The organism is Candidatus Krumholzibacteriia bacterium (assembly GCA_035649275.1).
Classification (GTDB): domain Bacteria; phylum Krumholzibacteriota; class Krumholzibacteriia.
Genome location: DASRJW010000122.1, coordinates 24,697 through 40,912 on the forward strand (window position 1 = coordinate 24,697; position 16,216 = coordinate 40,912).

Genomic DNA, 16,216 nt, shown 5'->3' on the forward strand with positions numbered 1-16,216 from the left:
GCCGGAAGCGACGCGGCGCTGGGCGTCGCACCGGAGGATGCATTAAACTCGCCCGGCGCGTCTGATGGCTTGCAGCAGGGAGTTCCATGTTCCAACGCGTACTCATCGCGAACCGCGGCGAGATCGCGCTGCGTATCATCAGAGCGTGCCAGCGTCTGAAGATCCAGACGGTGGCGGCGTACTCCGAAGCGGACGCCGATTCCTCCCACCTCGAACAGGCCGATCGTCGAGTCTGCATCGGCCCGGCGAAGAGCGCCGACAGCTACCTCAACATGGCCGCCATCCTCCAGGCGGCGGAGCAGACGGATTGCAGCGCCATCCATCCGGGCTACGGCTTCCTCGCCGAGAACGCCCTCTTCGCCGAGCTGTGCACGCAGGCGAAGATGACCTTCATCGGTCCACCCGCCGGCGCCATGCGCCGCTTGGGGGACAAGGCCACGGCGCGGCAGACCATGCGACAGGCGGGTCTGCCGATCATCCCCGGATCGGCGGGGACGCTGTCCGGCTGGGAGGAAGCGCGGGCGCTGGCGGAGGCGATCGGTTTCCCCGTGCTGCTCAAGGCCACCGCCGGCGGCGGCGGCAAGGGGATGCGCCGCGTCGACGCCGCCGAGGACATCGAGGCCAAGTACCGTGAGGCCGCCCTCGAAGCCGAGAAGGCATTCGGCAACGGTGCCCTCTATCTGGAGAAGTACATCGTCGACGGACGTCACATCGAGTTCCAGGTGCTCGCCGACGCCTACGGCAACGTCGTCCACCTGGGGGAGCGCGAGTGCTCGGCGCAGCGCCGGCATCAGAAGCTGGTGGAGGAATCGCCGTCGCCCGTGGTGGACGCCCGAATGCGGAACGAGCTCGGCGCCAAGATCTGCAGCGCTCTGGCACAGGTCGGCTACCGCAACGCCGGCACGGTGGAGTTCTTCCGCGACGCCGGCGGACAGCTCTACTTCATGGAGATGAACACGCGGCTGCAGGTGGAGCACCCGGTGACCGAGATGGTCACGGGCCGGGACCTGGTGGTCGAGCAGATCCGGATCGCGGCGAACGAGCCGCTGGGCTTCACCCAGGCAGACGTGGCCTTGCAAGGGCATGCGATCGAATGCCGGATCAATGCCGAGGACCCGGCGCAAGACTTCCGTCCCCATCCCGGCTTGGTCGCGAAGTTCGTGCCGCCGGAAAGCGGGAACGGAGGCGATGGGGCACGGGTGCGCGTCGACACGCACGTGCAGCCGGGCTACCGGATCCCACCCTATTACGACTCGATGCTCGCCAAGCTCGTGGTCTGGGGGAAGACGCGAGAGGCGGCGCGGGAGGGCATGCTCCGCGCCCTCGGGTCCTTCACCGTCACCGGCGTGAAGACCACGATTCCCGTGCACCTGCAGATCATGCAAGATCCGCGCTTCGCTGCCGGCGACTACGACACCGGCTTCATCGGCCGGCTGCTGCACTAGTCGAAGGGAACCCCTTGGCCAAGGTCCTCTTGCATCCCCTGGGGCGGCCGATCGCCGAGGTCGTGGAGGAAAAGACCTACCGCTCCAACCTGGAGCAGATGGAGGCGCTCAACCAGCTCCTCGCGGCGCGCCGGGAGGAAGTGCGTCGCGGCTGGGGCGAAGAGTACGTCGAGCGCGTGCATGCCAAGGGCAAGCTGACCACGTGGGAACGTATCGAGCTCCTCAAAGACCCCGGGTCTGCGCTGTTCCCCATCAACACCTTCGTCAACTACGGGATCACTTTCGGGCAACCCCCGCGCACCTCTCCTGCCGCCGGGGTGATCACCGCCTTCGTGCGCGTGCACGGGCGGCTCACCGTGGTCATCGCCAACGACAATACGGTGGCCTCCGGCTCTTGGTGGCCCATGACGCCGGAGAAAATCGAGCGGGCCCAGGAAGTGGCGCTGCGGCTCAAGCTGCCAGTGCTGTATCTGGTGGACTGCTCGGGCCTCTTTCTCCCCGAGCAGGCGAAGACTTTTCCGGGCAAGCTGGGGGCCGGCTACATCTTCAAGATGAACTCGCTGCTCTCGGCGAGCGGCGTCCCCCAGATCGCCGGGGTGTTGGGAGACTGCATCGCTGGCGGCGGTTACATGCCCATCATCTCGGACAAGCTGTTCATGACCGAGGTGGCCTACATGGTGATCGCCGGGGCGGCGCTGGTGAAGGGGGCCAAGTCCCAGCACATCACCTCGCTCGACATCGGCGGCGCCGACATCCACGTCCACCTGTCGAACTGCGCCGACGAACGCGTGCCCGACGACCGGGCGATGATCGCACGCATCCGCCAGGAGGTTGCCAAGTTGCCAGCGAGCGCGGCGGATTACTACCGTCACGCCTTCGCCCCGGCGCCGCCACGCTTCGCGCCGCAGGAGATCAACGGTCTCCTCCCGGTGGATCACCGGGTGGTCTACGACGTGCGGGAGATCATCGCGCGCCTGGTGGACAGCTCGCTCTTCTGGGAGATCCTGCCGCACACCGGCGAGGAGATGCTCACCGGCATCGCCCGCCTCCACGGGCTGCCTGTCGGCATCATCGCCAACAACCAGCGCCTCACCCAGCATCCGGAGCGGCGCGACCGCACCCGTCCCGGCGGCATCCTCTACCGGGAAGGGATCGCCAAGATGTCCCAGTTCTCCCGGACCTGCGACGCCGACGGCATCCCCATCCTCTGGCTGCAGGACATCTCGGGTTTCGACATCGGCCTGGAAGCGGAAAAGCACGGTTTGCTCGGCTACGGGTCGAACCTGCTCTACACCAATTCGACCAACACCGTGCCGATGCTGACGGTGCTGCTGCGCAAGGCTTCCGGCGCCGGCTACTACGCCATGACCGGGCGGCCCTACGAGCCGATCGTGCAGCTGTCGACGCCGGTCACGCGTCTGGCGGTCATGGAGGGACGGACGCTCGCCATCGGCACCTTCCACAGCAAGCTGGACGACAACTTCCAGATCCTCGCCACGGACCCGAAGGAGCGCGCCGAGATCGAAGCCGGCATGAAGGAAGTCGAGGCGCGCATCGATGCGGACATGGACCCCTACAAGTCGGCGCGGCAGATGGACACCGACGAGATCGTGGCTGTGCACGAGCTGCGCGATTACCTGACGACGCTGGTCGAGATGTGCTATCAGAGCATCGGCTACCGGCGGATCAAGAACCCGCGCATCTGGTCCATGCACGACCTGCACGTGCTGACCGAGAAGGTGTGAAGGCGCTGGTCCGAGCGCCGGGAAGATCCCGGCCTGTCCCCTGGAGCCGGAACCGCAGGCGGTGAGGCGGCATGTCGGAGAAGACGTTGATCGCGAACGTGCGCCCCGCCGACGGCGACACCGGGACCTTGATCGTCGCCTCACCGGTTGTGGGCCGCGCCCATGGCGTTCCCGAAGTCGGGGTGTTCCTGAACGCCTTCGCTCCCATCTCCAGGATGGAGATCCTGCACGAGAGCCACACGCTCCGACTGCCGCGGGAAGTGCAGGGGACGGTGGCGGAGATCTTCCTGCCCCAGGCGCTGACGCCGGTGGCCTACAACGAACCCCTCTTCCGCCTGGACCCGCGACTCCCGAGCACGGGTTCCGGCGGGTCTTCGCGGCGCGCACGCGGCACGAGTGCGCCGCAAGAGGATGCTGCCGCCGCCGGAACGATCGTGGTGACCTCGCCTTCCGAAGGCATCTTCTATCGCGGGGCCTCGCCCGACGCGCCCCCCTTCGTCAGCGAGGGCACCCAGATCGCGAACGGCGGTGTCCTGGGACTGGTCGAAGTGATGAAATGCTTCAACCAGATCACCTACGGCGGCCCGGGGTATCCCGAGCGGGTCGAGATCACCAAGATCCTGGTGCACGATGCCGCCGAGGTGCAATTTGGTCAGCCGCTCTTCTGGGTCCGGCCGTCGAGATGATTCTTCAGCGCTGCGCCTGCTCCCGCACCAGATAGCGGTCGAACCATTGGGTGATGGCGACGGTGGAGCGGATCCGGTTCGGCGTCTTGCGCCAGCCGTGGCCTTCGTCCGGGAAGAGGACGTAGTCCACCGGTACGCCGCGGCGTTTCAGGTTCTCCACCACCTGCTCGGCCTCGACGACCGGAACGTTGGTGTCGTTGGCACCATGCAGGACGATGGTGGGAGCCACCACGCGGTCCACTTTGTGGATCGGCGAGAGCTGCCGCAGGAGGTCGGCCTGTGTCGCCGGATCGCCGTACTCGATGGTGGAGATGGCGGCCATCCAGGGTTCGGTGTGCGCGAAGAAGGTCGCGAAGTTCACGACGCCGAAGAGGTTGGCCCCGGCGGCGAAGAGATCCGGGTACTCCGTGAGGCCCGCCATGACCATGTAGCCGCCGTACGAGCCACCCATGATGCCGAGTCGCCGCGGGTCGGCGACGCCGGCGCCGACGATGTAGTCCACGCTCGCCTTGATGTCCTTGATGCCGTCGAAGCGGAGTGCGCCGTTGTCGAGGTTCACGAACTTCTTGCCGAAGCCGGACGACCCACGCACGTTGGGGGCGAAGACGGCGATGCCTTGGCCGAGCAGCGCTTGATAGTTGGAGCTGAAGCCCGGTCGCTCCTGTCCCTCCGGTCCGCCGTGGAAGCTGAGCACCATGGGATAAGGCGGCTTGCCCTGCCGCGGCCGGTAGACCCAACCCGAGAGCTCGAGGCCATCGTGGGCGCGATACCGCACCAGCTCGGGCACGACGAGTTGCGTCATGTCGACGCCGGCATGGGGGCTCTGCGTGAGCTGTCGCAGGGTTTGCTTCTTCAGATCGTAGACCCAGATGTCGGCGGGATGGGTCGAACCGGAGAGAGTGAGCGCCAGGAGCCGGCCGTCCTTGGAAAACTCGACGCCACCGGCCAGTTCCGCGGGGAGCTGGGGGCCGGGCGTTTGGCGTTGCTTCCCGAGGTCGTAGAAAGCGATCTCGCTCTTCCCGGCGACATTCCACACCAGCGCCAACGCTTTGCCCGCGTCGTCGAGGGTGAGGCCGTCGAGCTCGGCGTCGTCGCGCGCGAGCAGCGTCTCGAACGGTCCGGCTTCCCCCGCAGCGGAGAGACGCACACGCGCCAGGGCTCGCAGATCGCGGTCCTTGTTCGACACCAGATACACGCTGTTGCCATCCGGGGCGAGGACGCCCGAGAAGCTCCCGGGCGGCTCGTGGGGCGTCACCAACACTTCACGGCCGGTGCTGAGCTCGACGCGGTAGAGGTTGTTGTCGCCCCGGCTCACCACGCGTTGGAGCAGCGCATAGCGGCCATCGTGGGAGACGTCGACGAAGCCGCCGATGCCGCGGTTCTCGCACACCATGCGTAGCTTGCCGCCCGCGAGGTCGTAGACGTAGGCATCGATGGCGGCGGGAGTGCGTCGGTTCGACCCCAGGGTGAGGAGCTTGCCGTCACGGGACCACGGGCCGAGGCGGTTGTTCTCCTTGCCGCCGCCCGTGATCATGCGCACCTCGGTACCATCGGGACGCATGAGATAGACCTGTTCGTTCAAGCCGCCTCCCGGCGCCAGGGAGAAGGCGATCCAGGCGCCGTCGGGGGACCAAGTGAAGCCGCTCACCGGGTCGTCGAAAGCCGTCACCGCCTCGGGCCAGCCGCCGGCGGCCGCCACCTTCCAGATCTGCGGCTGGCCGCTCATGTTCGAGGCGAAGGCGATGGTTTGGCCGTCGGGGGAGAACGCCGGCTGGTTGCAGAAGCCGATACGGGCCATGAGCGTCACCGAGCGCTCGAGGTCGGAGGCGGGCTCCGTGGCGAGAGTGGGAGCGGCCTGGAGCAACAGCCAGGCGGAGCAGGCGAAGAATCCGGCAGGCGTCTTCATCTCACACTCCTGTTTTCCCAAGGCGAAGATGTCGAAGGCCGTGACGAGTGCCGCGCCCACGCGGACGCGAACTGCACCCCAGGACGTGTCGCCACAACCGTCCAGTATAAGCCCGCGGCACCTTGTCCGGCAGGTGACGAGATCGGAGTCTCCAATTCCTGCTCGCTTGGGGTCGTTCCTCGTATCGTCCGAGACAGGCCTCGAAGCCGACTCACCGGCTTCGCGGGAGCGGAAAACGCCGAGAGCTCTGGCACGTTCTACCGTCGGTCCCGCCGCTGGAGAACGATGAGAGGTGTGCCAGGTGGAGCTCGACCGGTCGAGCGGAAAACGCCGAGAGCTCTGGCATGTTCTACCACCGTTCCCGCCGATGGAGAACGATGAGAGGCGCCGACGAGCGGCGCGAGCCGAGCGGGCAAGCTCCGACCGGTCCGGCAGCTGCCGGACCACGCAGCGCTCTTTCAGTTCCCACGGTACCTACACCCTGGGAGAAACGGGGTAAATGGGAATACAGGGAATATAGAAAAATGGCCGAAGCTTGTCAACAGGTCTTTTCACAGAAAACATCGTGCTTCGCGGCAAACATCGCACAATTGCTCGCAGAGACGCTCTACAGCTGTACACGACGTTGACAGCGTAAGAATCTTTGACGGTTTTCATCGAATGCTATCCACAGAGATGCAAGTCGGCGTGCCAGCTCTGTGGAAAACTCGTGGGGTCGTCAGCCAGCGTTTCAGATCGAAACAGATTGTGAAAACGTTCACGAGCTTATCGGTCGAGTGCGTTGTGGTGTTGCGCGATGTCGTCGCTTCCTTCCGAAGGGGCGCACTCATTCGATGTCGCCGCAGCTGACCGGCAAGCAGGGAGACCCGGAGCGACCGGTTGCATCAGTCGGCGAGGATGGAACGCGCTGCGAGGGCACCTGGCAGGCAGGTGAGCCCGCCACCGGGATGACTGCCGCTGCCGCAGAGGTAGAGACCGGGGATGGGCGTGCGATAGCCGACGCAACCAGCAGCGGGCCGAAGCAGCAGCTGGTCCAGGGCGTGGTCGCCGTGGTGTAGGTTGCCGCCTGGGAGCGCGTACAGCGCTTCGAAATCGGGTGGTGCGAAAACGCGGCGCGCCACGACTTCGAGACCGGAGGCGCGTTCCCTGACCATCTCCTGCACCCGCTCACCGAGACGGTCGCGCTGCTTCGCGTCCCATCCGGGCTCCAGGTTCCAGGGGGCGTAATGCACCAAGACCGAAGCGACGGCCCCTGCGGGTGCGACGGCGCCTGCAGGTGCCACCGCACGGTCGCCAGGTGGCCGGGCTTCCCCATTCGACGACGGAGCATGGATCTCGAGGACTGGCCGCTCGGCGATCCGCCCGTACTTCACGGCATCGAAAGCGCGTTCGATGTCGAGCATCGAGGCGCCAGTGCGCGCGAACTCGACGGGGAGATTCTCGTAGCCCTTGAAGCGGAGGGGGGCGCGCAGCGCGAACAGCACCTGCGCCGTCGTGCCGCGGGAACGATAGTGCTGGAGGCGTTCGGTGAGGCGCCCCGGCAACGAACGGAGCGTTAGAAGCGCCAAGAGCTGCTGCGGATGGCAAGAAGCTGCAACCACCGGGGCGTCGAACGTCTCACCGCTGGCGAGCTTCACGCCTTGGACCTTGCCCGCCATGCGCACCTCGGCGACTGGAGCTCCGTTGCGGATCTCGGCGCCGTGAGTCCGTGCAGCGCCTGCGATCGCGGCCACGAGTGCCGGCCCGCCGCCCTCCACGCCCGGACCTGCGAGGCCGGCCTGGCGCAAGAGCAACGCCGTACCGCCGGGTGAGCGCGGCCCCATGAAGGTGGAAGCCAGGGGGGGAAGGGACAGCGCCGCCTTCAACAAATCATCGGCGAACCATTCGTCGAGCCAGTCGGCGGTGCAAAGGGGTGGTAGGCGCAAGAACTCGAGCAACCCGCGCCGTCCCAAGCGGCGCAAGCGCAGCCCCGGGCGCCAAAGCACCCGAGGGTCGAGGGCCTCGTTCGAGGTGGGGTCGAGGGGTGCTGCGTCGAGGAAGCTGCGCAGCACTTCACGCAGGCCCTCGAGCGCCGCGATGTAGCGCGGATACCTCTCGCCGTCCTGCGGCTGACGCTGGCGGATCGCGGCCGTGGCGCGCGCCACCTCGCCGGCGAGGAGCAAGCTGTCGCCGGGCGCGCCGAGGGCGAGCACATCGGGCGGGGCGGTGCGCCAGCGCAGGCCGTGCCGGGCGAGCTCGAGTTCGTCGGCCACGCGGCGCGAAACGAGTGTCGTGTCCTGGAAGACGCCGCAGCTCCAGAAACCAGGATGGAACTCCTCGGCCGCGGCGAGACCGCCGATGTGCTCCTTCTGCTCGAGAACGAGGACGCGCCGCCCCTGGCGCGCGAGCAGCGCGGCCGTGGTGAGGCCGTTGTGGCCTGCACCGATGACGATGGCATCGTACCGACCGCTCACACACCCCCCGATCGCAGCAATGTCTTCGCCGCTAGCTCGCCGGACGCACCCATGACGCCGCCACCGGGGTGGGTGCCGGCGGCGCACATCCAGAGCTGCCGGAGCGGTGTGCGGTAGCGCGACCAGCCCGGCACGGGGCGGAGGAAAAGCATCTGCTCCAGCCCGAGCTCACCGTGGAAGATGTTGCCTTCCGTGAGTCCGTACTCCTGCTCGAGATCCCAGGGCGTGAGCACGTGGCGGTGCAAAATGGCGTCAGGGAGCGAGGGGCAGTACTCGGCCAGGGTTTGGATCACGGTGTCGGCGAAGGCCTCGCGCTGGGCGGGCCAACTCTCCGGCCCTTCCGCCAACCAATACGGCGCGTACTGCACGAAGATGGACATGACGTGCTTGCCCGGCGGCGCCACCGTGGGGTCGGCGAGTGAAGGGAAGACGATGTTGAGGAACGGCCGGCGCGAGAAGGCACCGTACTTGGCGTCGTCGTAGGCCCGTTCGAGATAAGCGATGTTGGGGGCGATGGAGACGTCGCCCATCAGATGCGCACCGGCGCCCGGCCGGCAGGTGAAATCGGGGAAGCGGTCGAGCGCCAAGTTCACCTTCCCCGAGCTGCCGCGCAGCTTGTAGCGTCGGATCCCGGCGAGGAAGTCCGGCTCGAGATGCTCGGCGCCCACCAGCTTGAGGAAGGTGCGACGCGGATCCAGGGCGCTGATCACGGCGCGCGCCGCGATCTCGTCGCCATTCTCCAGGACGACGCCGCTGGCCCGCCCGTCGCGCACGCGGAAGCGCGCCACCGGAGAGTGGGTGAGGATCTCGGCGCCGTGGGCCTGGGCCGCTCCGGCGAGCGCCAGGCTGATCCGCCCCATGCCGCCCTTCACGAACCCCCAGGCGCGGTAGGAGCCGTCGATCTCCCCCATATAATGATGCAGGAGCACGTAGGCCGTCCCCGGGGAGCGCACGCCGAGGAAGGTGCCGATGATGCCGCTCGCCGACATGGGCGTCTTGAGGTGCTCGCTCTCGAAGAAGAGATCGAGGAAGTCCACCGCGCTCATGGTGGTGAGACGGATGGCGAGCTCGCGCAGGTCGCGATCGAGATTGCGGACCGACAGGCCGAGACGCCGCATGGCGCCGAGCTCCCGCGGCGACAGCGAGGTCGGGTCCGGCGCGGGGTTGTCGATGGTGGGCTTGATGAAGTGCGCCAACCGGCTCATGGCGAGACCGAACTCAGGATAGACATCGGCGTCGCGGGCACTGAAAGCGGCGATTTCGAGCCGGGTGCGCTGCGGGTCGCTCCAGCGCGCGAGCGAGCGCCCATCCGGGAAGGGCGTGAAGGTGGATTCGAGCGGCAGGATCTCCAGTCCAAAGCGCGGCAGGTCGAGCTCGCGCACCACTTGCGGCCGCAGCAAGCTCACGATGTACGAGCAGGCCGAAAAGGTGAAGCCCGGAACGATCTGTTCGCTGACACAGGCGCCACCCACCAGGTGGCGCCGCTCGAGGACGAGAACGCTCTTTCCCGCCTTGGCCAGGTACGCAGCGCAGGCGAGACCGTTGTGGCCGCCGCCGACGACGATGGCGTCGTAGGAGGAGCGCGCCGGCTTGGCGGGCGCGGACCCGGCGCTGCGCTCGGCTTGGGCGAGGTCTGTCGATCGGGTCTTCGCGCTCACGCCTTCTTCCTCTCCGGATCGAAGAAGGGGAGAGCCGTCACCGTGGCGCCCACCTTGCGCCTCTGGAACTCGACGGTGACCTCGATGTCGAGACGGGTGCCGGGAGCACTGGCGGCGCGCCGCACCGTGGCGAGCGCCAGGTTCTTCTTCAGGAGCGGCGACCAGGCGCCGCTCGTCGCGTAACCCACCTGTCGGCCGCGCCCCTCGTAGACCGGCACCGGCGTGCGCCAAGCGCCGGCGGGAAGTCGCGGCGGCAGGCCGTACTCGGCGTGCAGCGCCTCGTATTCCTCCCAGTCGTAGACGAGGCCGACGAAGGCCCAGGTCGCTCCCGCGACCACTTCGGCTCGCAGCGCTGCCTGGCCGACGAAGGGCTCGCGTTCCAGCTTCACCGTCCAGCCGAGGCCGATCTCTTGCGGCGTCGACTTGCGTGCTTCGAGGAGACACATGTGGGCGCTGAAGTAGTCGACGCCGTTCATGACGAAGCCCGCTTCGATGCGGCAAACGTCGAGCGCATCGAGACCGACCGGGAGCAGGTGGAGATCCCGGCCAGCCGCCAAGACGGCATCCCACACCGGAAGTGCGTGCTCGGCAGGCACCCAGAGCTCGTAGCCCAGGTCGCCGGTGTAGCCGGTGCGCGAGATCCAGCCCTGGACGTTGCCGAGGCGCGCGGGGGCGATGCCGAAGTAGCGCATCTTGGCGAGATCGACGTCGCTCATCTGCGAGAGAATGTCGCGGGCGAGGGGGCCCTGCAGCGCCAGCGTGCCGAGCTGGCGCGAGCTGTCTTCGATCGCCACCTCGAAGCCTCGCGCGTGGCGGAGCAACCAGGCGAGGGCGGGTTCCGCCGCGGTGACGCGGAAGCGATCCTCGTCGAGACGCGCCACGGTGCCATCGTCCACTACCTTGCCGCCGTCGTCGCACCAACAGAGGTAGGTCATGCGCCCGACGGCGAGCTTGCTGATGTCGCGCACGGTGACCCAGGAGAGGAACGCCGCCGCGTCACGGCCCTGCACCTCGTACTTGTAGAGAGGCGTCACGTCCAGCAAGCCGGCGCCGTGACGGATCGCCTGATACTCCGGGTCGAGCACGGTGTCATAGGAGCGCACGGCGTAGTAGCCGGCCCACTCCTTCCAGAGAAGGCTCGTGCACTGCGCCGAGGTCCGCGGGTGGAACGGGCTCGGGATGGGCATGGAGTGCTCCGCCCAGAGGGTGTGCGTGCGCGGCCCGAGATGGCGCCGCGCCCACGACCCAGAGCGGCCGCGGTGCGGGCCCCGCGCTCTTCTAGCACAATCACTGCACCAGCAGAAGGAGGGCCTGGGTCGGATCGCCCCGTGGCTGGTGCGTGACGGAGTTCATTCCTTGTCTGATGTTGCGATCGGAGTAGGGCGCAGTAAGCCCATCGGGCCTATCGAGTCGGCGCTGGGGTGGAATGCATCGCCGATAGGTAAAAGGGTCGAGCGAGCGAAACATGTCGAGGCCCCGGTCAGGCGGGGCGCGATGCACCTCTGCCTGCCGGGGCCCTGTTGGTAGCGGGGGCAGGATTCGAACCTGCGACCTTTGGGTTATGAGCCCAACGAGCTACCAGCTGCTCCACCCCGCATCAAGATCGCGCTCACCATAAAGGCCGTGCCGATGGGTGTCAAGGCCATGGCAGGTGAACCCCTTGAAAGAAAAAGTGCTTGGCCTGACGGGCAGGATCCGAGGCGCGAGGTCAGGGGACTTCCTCGAGGTCTTGCCGGCTCGCCATGCGGGCTTTTCCCGCTGCCTGGCGACGCAAGGAAGGTACGTGGCGAGGACACGGAGATGAGCAGCAGCCGCTACGTTCCATGCAACCGTGTCAGGAGCGGCGAGCAGTTGTCGCTGCACGGTTTGCGCAGTGGAAACGGCTGCATACGTATGTTGCCTGTTCCTCGGGTCAATTCCTGGCTTGATCCGATCGCGCCGCAGCCGTAGATTGCCCGAAGCTCGCGGCGACCCGAGCGCCGGCCGCGACCAGGCCCACGAGGTGCGAGATTCTGCTCCACGGAGGGTGGCGGAATCGGGCGCCTTGGGGGAGATTCAGAATGGCGAGGTGAGCCAGCCACTCGCCTCATCGGGGGGAGTCAACGGTGCGCTTCGATTCGAACAACTCACCCGCGGGCAACTCCACCACACGTCCGCGTCCGCTGGACATCTACCTCGGTTTCGAAATCGTCCGCGACCGCGAAGATCGTTTCATCGCCATCCCACAAGGCTGGGCAGGTGCGCATGCTCCCGAGCTCGAGGCCCGGGACCTGCCCACGCTCCGCAAGCTGATCTGGGATTGGTGGTTCAACCTGCCGGACTGAGCGGCAGATTCGGCGAGACGTCGTCAGCGCCGAGTGCCGCGCTGCACGACCTTGCTCCCCCCGGCGCCTTGCCTCGCTGGACGCGGCGGTGCCTTCTCGACCTCCGCTTGCAGGGCCGCCTGGGCTTTCTCCACCCGCTGCGCTTCCTTCTCGCTGACCGCGACGATGCGGACGAGCTTCTCGCCGGGATAGATCATCCCGTATTCCTCGCGTGCGATCCGCTCGATGGTGGCGCGGTCTTTCTTGCGGCGCCCCGCCTCTTCTTGCAGCCACTTCTGCCGCGCCGCGAGCGCGGTCACTTGCCTCTCCAGACGGTGGATACGGAAGCGGCGCCAGAGGATGGAAGCCAGGCCGCCATCGGCGAAGAGGAAACCGAAGCCGAGGAGGGCGACGATGGCGCCGGTGACCCAGCGCCGGCGCCGGCGGCGATGGGCGGTGCGCGCCGCGTGCCGGCGCAGGAAGCGCGGCGGCGTCCAGGCCAGCGGATCGACGGGTTCGCGCTCGATCGCGTCCAGATCCATCGGTTCGGACATCCGCGTCACCTCACCACAACCCATCCACCCGGGCGCCGAACCTAGCTTCGACTCCAGGTGCTGTCAATGCGAGGGGATTGCGCCTGGCGCGCCAAGACGGGCGCCATGGTGGACCGCGCCCTAGGACGAGCGCCGCCGACCCCGCGCCAGGGCGGCGAGGCCCGGATAGCGCGCCGACTCGCCCAGCTCCTCTTCGATGCGGAGCAGTTCGTTGTACTTGGCAGTGCGGTCGGTGCGCGACAGGGATCCGGTCTTGATCTGCCCGGCGTTGGTGGCCACCGCGAGGTGCGCGATGGTGGTGTCTTCGGTTTCGCCGGAGCGGTGGGAAACGACGTTGGTGTAGCCGGCGCTGCGGGCCATTTCGATGGCGTCGAGGGTTTCCGACAGCGTCCCGATCTGGTTCAGCTTGACGAGGAGCGAGTTGGCGATGCCGGCGTCGATGCCGCGCTGCAGCCGCTCGATGTTGGTGACGAAGAGATCGTCCCCCACCAGCTGCAGGCGATCCCCGAGCGCCACCGTCAACTCGCGCCAACCGTCCCAGTCGTCCTCGGCCAGGCCGTCCTCGAGAGAGACGATGGGGAAGCGTCCGCAGAGATCGGTCCAGAAGGCGACCATGGCGCTGGCGTCGAGCTCCTTCTTCGCCTCCGCCTTCAAGGTGTAGACGCCCTTGGCGAAGAACTCGCTGGCCGCGGCGTCCAGCGCCAGGGCGATGTCCTCACCGGCCCGATAGCCGGCGCGCTCGATGGCCACGAGCATGATCTCCAGGGCTTCGGTGTTGCTGCGCAGGTTCGGGGCGAAACCGCCTTCGTCTCCGACCGCGGTCGCCAGTCCTTTCTCCTGCAGCACCTTTCTCAGATGGTGGAAGGTTTCGGCCCCCCAGCGCAGCGCCTGGGCGAAGTCGCCGGCCCCGACAGGGACGAGCATGAACTCCTGGATGTCGAGGTTGTTGTCCGCGTGCCGGCCGCCGTTCAACACGTTCATGAGAGGCACCGGAAGAGTGCGGGCGTTGGTGCCGCCGATGTAGCTGTAGAGGGAGAGGGAGGACTCGGCGGCGGCGGCCCGAGCGACGGCGAGGGACACGCCCAGAATGGCATTGGCACCCAGCCGGCCCTTGTTGGTGGTGCCGTCCAGCTCGCTCAGGCGCAGGTCGATGGCCACCTGATCGGTGACGTCCATGTCCAGGATCTCCGGGGCGAGCTCGTCGTTGACGTGGCCGACCGCTTTCAGGACGCCCTTGCCCAGGTAGCGGCTGGAGTCGCCGTCGCGCAGCTCCACCGCCTCGTGCTCCCCGGTGGAGGCGCCGGAGGGCACCGATGCCCGGCCATGCGCCCCCTCGGTGGTGTGGACCTCCACCTCCAGGGTGGGAAAGCCGCGCGAATCCAGGATCTCGCGGGCATGCACGAACTCGATGGTGCTCAAGCCGCCCTCCTCCGGGAGAGTCCGGGACGAAGAGGAACCGACCGGTCGGCGCAGTCGTTCAGTCTATGGAGGGGGGATGGGGGGGTCAAGCGCACCGGGATCACCGGAGCACTTCGATGTGTTGAAAACTTTAGGACTGCCTAGAATGCCTATGCTAGGGTGCGGCGGACGGCAGGCAGCCCGCAGAGGCGGACCTGCCGCGAGATTCGTGGCTGTGTTGTGACTCCAAAGACCGCCGCTGTTGACGCGGAGGAGCGTGCCATGGAAACCGGAGAGCAAGGGATTGGAGCGCAGTCGCCATCGGCGCGGCTGCACGGGACGTGGGATGATGGGCGCCCGGCTGGCTCGACTGCCCAGGCGGTCAAGACCAAGCTGCAGCATGCGGGGGATGTAGCCAAGAACAAGTTGGTGCAGGCCCGGCATGCGACGGCAGTGAAAGCGCAGCACGCGCGCGTAGGCGTGGAGCGACAGATCCAGGCGCACCCACTGAAGGCGGTGGGGATCGCGCTCGCTGCCGGAACGATCCTGGGTTTGGCGCTACGCCGGCGGCGGCGCTGAACAGGAGCGGCACGGTGCGCGCGGCCGCTGGACCCGAAGGTCCGCGACGGCCGGCGCGAACCGCGCGCTGACCCGCTGGCGTGGGAGCCCCCATGTCCCCGCAGATCGACGAGCAGGCCCAAGACCTGGGCCGGCACGTGGGCGAAATCGTCAAGCTGCATGTCGACCTGGCGCGCGCCGAATTGCGCGCCGGGTCGGCGCGGTTCGTTTTGGGGCTCGTGGCGCTGGCGACGAGCATCTTCGTCGCCAGCCTCGCCATCGTCGCTTTCGCCCTCGCCCTCTATCTCTTGTTGCGGTCCCTCCTGTCCCCGATCCTCGCGGCGACGATCGTTGGCGTGTTGCTGGCGCTGGTGAGCGCACTCGGTTTCCTCCAGGGGTGGAAGTGGGTGCGCGGCATCGGCTCCTTGCTCTTGCCCCGCACTCGGGAAATGGTGGGTGAACTGCTCGCGTGGCGCGACGACAAGACGAGCTCGTAGCGGCGATCCGGCGGGAGCGACAGGCACTGCGCCAGGAGGTCCAGGAATTCCTGGCCCTGGAACCGCTGAAGGCGCAGATCCGTGACAAGCCCGGACCCTGGCTGGCGGGCGGCCTCCTGGCCGGCGCCCTGGCGGCGAGCTTCCTGGTCGGACCGCTGTGGCAGAAGCGGGGACAGTTGGCCCGGTCGTTCGTGCGCTCCCGCCTCAAGGACGTCGTGGTCGCCCTCTTCCTGGCGACGGTCCGCCAGATTCCCCGGGCAGCGGCGCGGATGGATGGGGGCACGGCGCGGCCGGAAGCCGACTCCCGGTACGGGGTCCCGCCGCGCCGCTTCCGAGTCCGCCCGCGGCCGGTATGGTCGGAACGCTCCTGACGCTTTCTCCCCCTCGATCTCCTCCGGACCGGCGGGATCTACGTACTTCCGGCTTGCCTTCCCCGCGCCGGTGGGCTAGGTTGAATGGTGCTCGCGTGCTTCACATACCCCGCCCGGGGATCACGGCGGGGCGCTCGGCGATCACGGAGGAACGCCGGAAGCGCCAGACCGTGAGGTGCGAGTCTTGGCTCGCCCTTCGTTCTTTCGACTCCGTGACAGGTGATCGAGGCGCCGTGGTGCGCTCGTAGCGTGACCACGCCGCCGCCGAGGGCTCGGCAGGTGCCGGTGTTCGCGAGCCTCGCCGAGCACGGTGCGAACCACGAAGGGGTTGCTCGCCGTGAAGAAGGAAGATCTCCTCCTGGTCGAACGCTGCAAGAGCGGGGACCAGATCGCCTACGGACAACTCGTCCGCAAATACCAGAACTCCGTGTACAACCTGTGCCGCAAGATGGTGCGCAACCCGGATGAAGCGCGCGACCTGGCGCAGGAGGCCTTCGTCAAGACGTTCGCGGCCTTGGAACGCTACAACCCCGTGTACGCCTTCTCGAGCTGGTTGTTCAAGATCACCTCGAACCTCTGCATCGACCACATCCGCAAGCAACGCATGCGCTTGCTCTCCATCGACGAACCCCTGGAAGGCGC

Annotated in this window: 14 protein-coding genes and 1 tRNA gene; 8 read left to right on the forward strand and 7 right to left on the reverse strand. The window is 67.4% G+C overall.

The features are described 5' to 3' along the window. The first annotated feature begins 86 nt into the window (after positions 1-86). The 3 genes from accC to VFE28_13240 all read left to right on the forward strand — a co-directional run bounded on the left by accC (position 87) and on the right by VFE28_13240 (position 3,876). Entirely contained in the window at positions 87-1,445 is a 1,359-nt protein-coding gene (gene accC / locus VFE28_13230; GenBank protein ID HZM16958.1) for an acetyl-CoA carboxylase biotin carboxylase subunit, read from the forward strand. Between the two features lie 14 nt (positions 1,446-1,459). Continuing rightward, entirely contained in the window at positions 1,460-3,190 is a 1,731-nt protein-coding gene (locus VFE28_13235) for a carboxyl transferase domain-containing protein (GenBank protein ID HZM16959.1), read from the forward strand. 71 nt (positions 3,191-3,261) lie between these two features. Beyond that, positions 3,262-3,876: a biotin/lipoyl-containing protein gene (locus VFE28_13240; protein HZM16960.1), complete on the forward strand. Its 615-nt coding sequence runs from the start codon at positions 3,262-3,264 to the stop codon at positions 3,874-3,876. Positions 3,877-3,880: 4 nt separating this feature from the next. Here VFE28_13240 and VFE28_13245 read toward each other — a convergent pair whose 3' ends face one another. The 5 genes from VFE28_13245 to VFE28_13265 form a co-directional block, all read right to left on the reverse strand. Continuing rightward, on the reverse strand, positions 3,881-5,782 hold the full coding sequence (locus tag VFE28_13245; GenBank protein HZM16961.1) for a S9 family peptidase: 1,902 nt from the start codon (positions 5,780-5,782) through the stop codon (positions 3,881-3,883). Positions 5,783-6,666: 884 nt separating this feature from the next. Beyond that, entirely contained in the window at positions 6,667-8,235 is a 1,569-nt protein-coding gene (locus VFE28_13250; protein HZM16962.1) for an NAD(P)/FAD-dependent oxidoreductase, read from the reverse strand. After that, positions 8,232-9,893 (reverse strand): NAD(P)/FAD-dependent oxidoreductase, encoded by a 1,662-nt coding sequence (locus tag VFE28_13255; GenBank protein ID HZM16963.1) that lies wholly within the window; start codon positions 9,891-9,893, stop codon positions 8,232-8,234. Before VFE28_13255 ends, VFE28_13250 begins: the two co-directional genes overlap by 4 nt. Next, entirely contained in the window at positions 9,890-11,080 is a 1,191-nt protein-coding gene (locus tag VFE28_13260) for an aminomethyltransferase family protein (GenBank protein HZM16964.1), read from the reverse strand. The genes VFE28_13255 and VFE28_13260 overlap by 4 nt, the downstream gene beginning before the upstream one ends. 334 nt (positions 11,081-11,414) lie before the next feature. Further along, positions 11,415-11,490 (reverse strand) — tRNA-Met (locus tag VFE28_13265). A gap of 508 nt (positions 11,491-11,998) precedes the next feature. On the opposite strand from VFE28_13265, the gene VFE28_13270 reads away from it, so the two are divergent. Further along, entirely contained in the window at positions 11,999-12,217 is a 219-nt protein-coding gene (locus VFE28_13270; GenBank protein HZM16965.1) for a hypothetical protein, read from the forward strand. Positions 12,218-12,240: 23 nt separating this feature from the next. Here VFE28_13270 and VFE28_13275 read toward each other — a convergent pair whose 3' ends face one another. Further along, positions 12,241-12,750: a septum formation initiator family protein gene (locus VFE28_13275; GenBank protein ID HZM16966.1), complete on the reverse strand. Its 510-nt coding sequence runs from the start codon at positions 12,748-12,750 to the stop codon at positions 12,241-12,243. Between the two features lie 120 nt (positions 12,751-12,870). Continuing rightward, positions 12,871-14,169 (reverse strand): phosphopyruvate hydratase, encoded by a 1,299-nt coding sequence (gene eno, locus VFE28_13280; protein HZM16967.1) that lies wholly within the window; start codon positions 14,167-14,169, stop codon positions 12,871-12,873. Between the two features lie 261 nt (positions 14,170-14,430). On the opposite strand from eno, the gene VFE28_13285 reads away from it, so the two are divergent. The 4 genes from VFE28_13285 to VFE28_13300 all read left to right on the forward strand — a co-directional run. Then, positions 14,431-14,727 carry a hypothetical protein gene (locus tag VFE28_13285; GenBank protein ID HZM16968.1) on the forward strand — a complete coding sequence of 99 codons (297 nt, stop codon included), beginning with the start codon at positions 14,431-14,433 and terminating at the stop codon, positions 14,725-14,727. Between the two features lie 92 nt (positions 14,728-14,819). Next, positions 14,820-15,203 carry a phage holin family protein gene (locus VFE28_13290; GenBank protein ID HZM16969.1) on the forward strand — a complete coding sequence of 128 codons (384 nt, stop codon included), beginning with the start codon at positions 14,820-14,822 and terminating at the stop codon, positions 15,201-15,203. After that, complete coding sequence (locus VFE28_13295) at positions 15,176-15,574, forward strand: hypothetical protein (protein HZM16970.1); 399 nt, start codon at positions 15,176-15,178, stop codon at positions 15,572-15,574. Before VFE28_13290 ends, VFE28_13295 begins: the two co-directional genes overlap by 28 nt. A 310-nt stretch (positions 15,575-15,884) precedes the next feature. Further along, positions 15,885-16,216: sigma-70 family RNA polymerase sigma factor (locus VFE28_13300; protein ID HZM16971.1), on the forward strand; the 332-nt coding region annotated here is incomplete at its 3' end.

Excerpts from the sequence above, each read along its gene's own strand:
- accC (HZM16958.1), top strand. The coding sequence starts at position 87 with ATGTTCCAACGCGTACTCATCGCGAACCGCGGCGAGATCGCGCTGCGT.
- VFE28_13240 (HZM16960.1), top strand. The coding sequence starts at position 3,262 with ATGTCGGAGAAGACGTTGATCGCGAACGTGCGCCCCGCCGACGGCGAC.
- VFE28_13245 (HZM16961.1), bottom strand. The coding sequence starts at position 5,782 with ATGAAGACGCCTGCCGGATTCTTCGCCTGCTCCGCCTGGCTGTTGCTC.
- VFE28_13260 (HZM16964.1), bottom strand. The coding sequence starts at position 11,080 with ATGCCCATCCCGAGCCCGTTCCACCCGCGGACCTCGGCGCAGTGCACG.
- VFE28_13275 (HZM16966.1), bottom strand. The coding sequence starts at position 12,750 with ATGTCCGAACCGATGGATCTGGACGCGATCGAGCGCGAACCCGTCGAT.
- VFE28_13285 (HZM16968.1), top strand. The coding sequence starts at position 14,431 with ATGGAAACCGGAGAGCAAGGGATTGGAGCGCAGTCGCCATCGGCGCGG.
- VFE28_13290 (HZM16969.1), top strand. The coding sequence starts at position 14,820 with ATGTCCCCGCAGATCGACGAGCAGGCCCAAGACCTGGGCCGGCACGTG.